Below are 2658 nucleotides of genomic sequence, written 5' to 3' on the forward strand. Positions count from 1 at the left end.
GATCCCTTCTCGTAGCGGTCCTCGACGATCTCCAGCAGGTCGCGCCGCTGCTCGGCGTTGAGCGGCTCCGGTCCCCAGTCGTCGATGATCAGTAGCCGGGTGCGCTCCAGCATCGCCAGCATCCGCGGCAGCCTGCCTTCACCGCGAGCGGTTGCCAGTTCGCTGAACAGCCGCGGCGCGCGCCGATACAGCACCGAAAAGCCTTCGCGGCAGGCCTTGTGGCCCAGCGCGCAGGCCAGCCATGACTTGCCGGTCCCCGTCGGACCGCCGATGACCAGGTGCTGGCTCTGACGGATCCAGTCACAGCCAGCGAGTTTGTGGAACAGGGCGCGGTCCAGACCGCGTGGTGTGCGGAAGTCGGTGTCCTCGATCACCGCGGCCTGACGCAACCGGGCCTGGCTGAGCCGTCGGGCCAGACGCTTGTTGTCGCGCGCCGTCGCCTCGCGGTCGATCAGCAGGCCGAGCCAGTCCTCGCGCGAGAGCTCGGCGGCGGCAGAATTACTCTGCATCTCAAGGAACGCATCGGCCATGGCGGCCATGCCGAGGCCGCGCAAGCGCTCGGCCAGTGGGTGGATGAGCATCGTCTTTCCTTTCAATGGTAGTAGCCGGAACCGCGAATGTTCTCGTGGAACAGGCTTGGCTGTTCCGGATCGGTGGCCTTCCTGTCCTGAGCATTCTTCAGGATCGTCGCGACCGAGCTGTAGGAGCGCGTGCCAAGGACCAACGCCCGGGCACAGGCGGCATCCAGCCGCTCGGCGTCGTAACGTTCGGCCAGGCGGAGGATGCCGATGCAGGAGCGGAACCCCTGCTCGGGATGCGGGCGGGAGCGCAGGATGATCTCGGCCAGGGCCGCGGTATCGTCGCCGATCGAGGCGGCTTCGCGCAGGATCCGTTCGTGCGTCCAGTCGCGGTAGCGCCGGTGCGAACTCGGCATGTGCTCGGCAAGTGTCGTCGGTCGATGCGGGCGCAGACTGCGCAGATGGGCGGCGACCAGTTTGCCGCGATGGAAGATCTCCACCGTCTTCGCCGTGATGCGGGCCTCGACCTCTTCGCGGAGCAGCCGGAACGGCACGGAATAGAAATGCTTGTCGATCTCGACGTGGTAATCGAGGTTCACCCGACAGCGTTTCCAGGTGGCATATTCATACGGTGTCGGCGGCAGCTCCCGCAGTGCGGGCCGATCGAGCTGCTCGTAAAGCGCCCGTCGGGTGGTTCCCCAGCCGCGCATCGGACGAAGGTTGAGATCATCAACCAGCCCACGGATCGCCTGATTCAGCTCGGCCAGTGAGAAGAACCGCCGGTTGCGCAGCCGCGCCAGGATCCAGCGCTGCACGACCTGGACCCCGACTTCAACTTTTGCCTTGTCACGCGGTTTGTAGGGGCGCGCCGGGATCACTGCGGTGCCGTAGTGCGACGCCATGTCGGCATAGGTGCGGTTGACCAGCGGCTCGTAGAAACAGGCCCGGGTGATCCCGGCGCGCAGGTTGTCGCTGACGATTTGTCCTGGAACACCTCCAATGAACGCCAGCATGTTGACGTGCGCGCCGATCCAGTCCGGCAGCGACTGCGTCCAGGTGGCTTCTGCAAAGACGTAGCTGGAGGCGCCGAGGACGGCGACGAAAACCTCGGCGCGCTGGATCTCCCCAGTGGCCCCGTCGATCACCTCCATGGTGTGACCGGCGAAATCGACGAAGACCCGCTCACCCGCCGTGTGCACCTGGCGAAGCGTTGGCTTCAGGCGGCCGACCCACTCGCGGTACAGGTCACAGAACCATGAATACCCGAACCCGTCGCGAGCACCCGTCCCGCCTCGGTACTCTTCCCAGAGCAGTGCCAGTGTCATGTTCGGCCGCCGCAACTCGCGGTGAACCTCCGCCCAGTCCGGAACCGGTCGCTGCTCTGTCGCCACCGCAGGCGGTGGTGGATACAGCAGCGCCTCGAGCTGGCTGTCATCCAGCGCCTCCGGCACCGGCCAACTCAGCCCCGCCAACCGGGCACGACTGAGGCACGCGTTCACCGCACCTGTACTCAGTCGCACGCTGATCCCGATCGCCCGCTGGCTCAGTCCCTGAGCAAATCGCAGGCGCAGCACCTCACGTATCTTTCGCATCGACAATCTCTCGCCCGGCATTCCGATCCTCCGCTGCTCGGCAAAGGATCAGGACTACCCGTGGTTGAAGACTGTCAGCAGCAGCGACCCATCGTGACGCTCCGGATGGCGTTCATGATCACCGGAACCGGTGTTCACGATCGACCGGAATGACCGTTCACGATCAACTGGATTGGGTGTTCACGATCAAACGGAATCAGTGTTCACGATCGACCGGAACGCGCAAGCTGGCGACGGTTTCAGACCGGATTTCAGCGCGCGCCCCGGACGAAGACGTTGAAGACGATACGGATTCGAGCGCTGCGGCGCCGCCTCTGACCATCAACCTCGGGGAATTCTTCAAGCCATGAGCACATCGACGTTCGTCATTACGTATGCGCATACGGTGACCTACGTCACCACGAAGATGCTGCTTGTCCTCAAGGAGATAATCCGCGAGATCGGCCTCGATCCTGCACATTTCACCGACGACTTCGACACCTACGAAGACGCCGTAACAACCTGGCTTTCCAGCCGCCACCTTCAGCAGATCGCGCTTGAAGTGTACG

Annotated in this window: 3 protein-coding genes and 1 pseudogene; 2 read left to right on the plus strand and 2 right to left on the minus strand. The window is 64.2% G+C overall.

Going from position 1 to position 2658, the window contains the following annotated elements:
* Both QOI01_RS17070 and istA read right to left on the minus strand, forming a co-directional pair.
* Positions 1-581, minus strand: a 581-nt coding sequence (locus QOI01_RS17070) for an ATP-binding protein (RefSeq protein WP_526382938.1), incomplete at its 3' end; no start/stop codon positions are given.
* An 11-nt stretch (positions 582-592) separates the two neighbouring features.
* The gene (istA, locus tag QOI01_RS17075) at positions 593-2131 is read right to left on the minus strand and encodes an IS21 family transposase (protein ID WP_526382940.1); all 1539 of its coding nucleotides are present in this window, start codon (positions 2129-2131) and stop codon (positions 593-595) included.
* Positions 2132-2259: 128 nt separating this feature from the next.
* Between istA and QOI01_RS17080 the strand changes: the two genes are divergently transcribed.
* Together QOI01_RS17080 and QOI01_RS17085 are read left to right on the plus strand one after the other, a co-directional pair.
* Positions 2260-2460, plus strand: a complete 201-nt coding sequence (locus QOI01_RS17080) for a hypothetical protein (RefSeq protein WP_526382942.1) — start codon at positions 2260-2262, stop codon at positions 2458-2460.
* Positions 2457-2658: pseudogene (locus QOI01_RS17085) on the plus strand (hypothetical protein); the annotation flags it as partial. The gene QOI01_RS17080 and the pseudogene QOI01_RS17085, both read left to right, overlap by 4 nt.

The sequence above is a fragment of the Mycobacterium sp. genome, from assembly GCF_032162605.1.
Taxonomy (GTDB): domain Bacteria; phylum Actinomycetota; class Actinomycetes; order Mycobacteriales; family Mycobacteriaceae; genus Mycobacterium.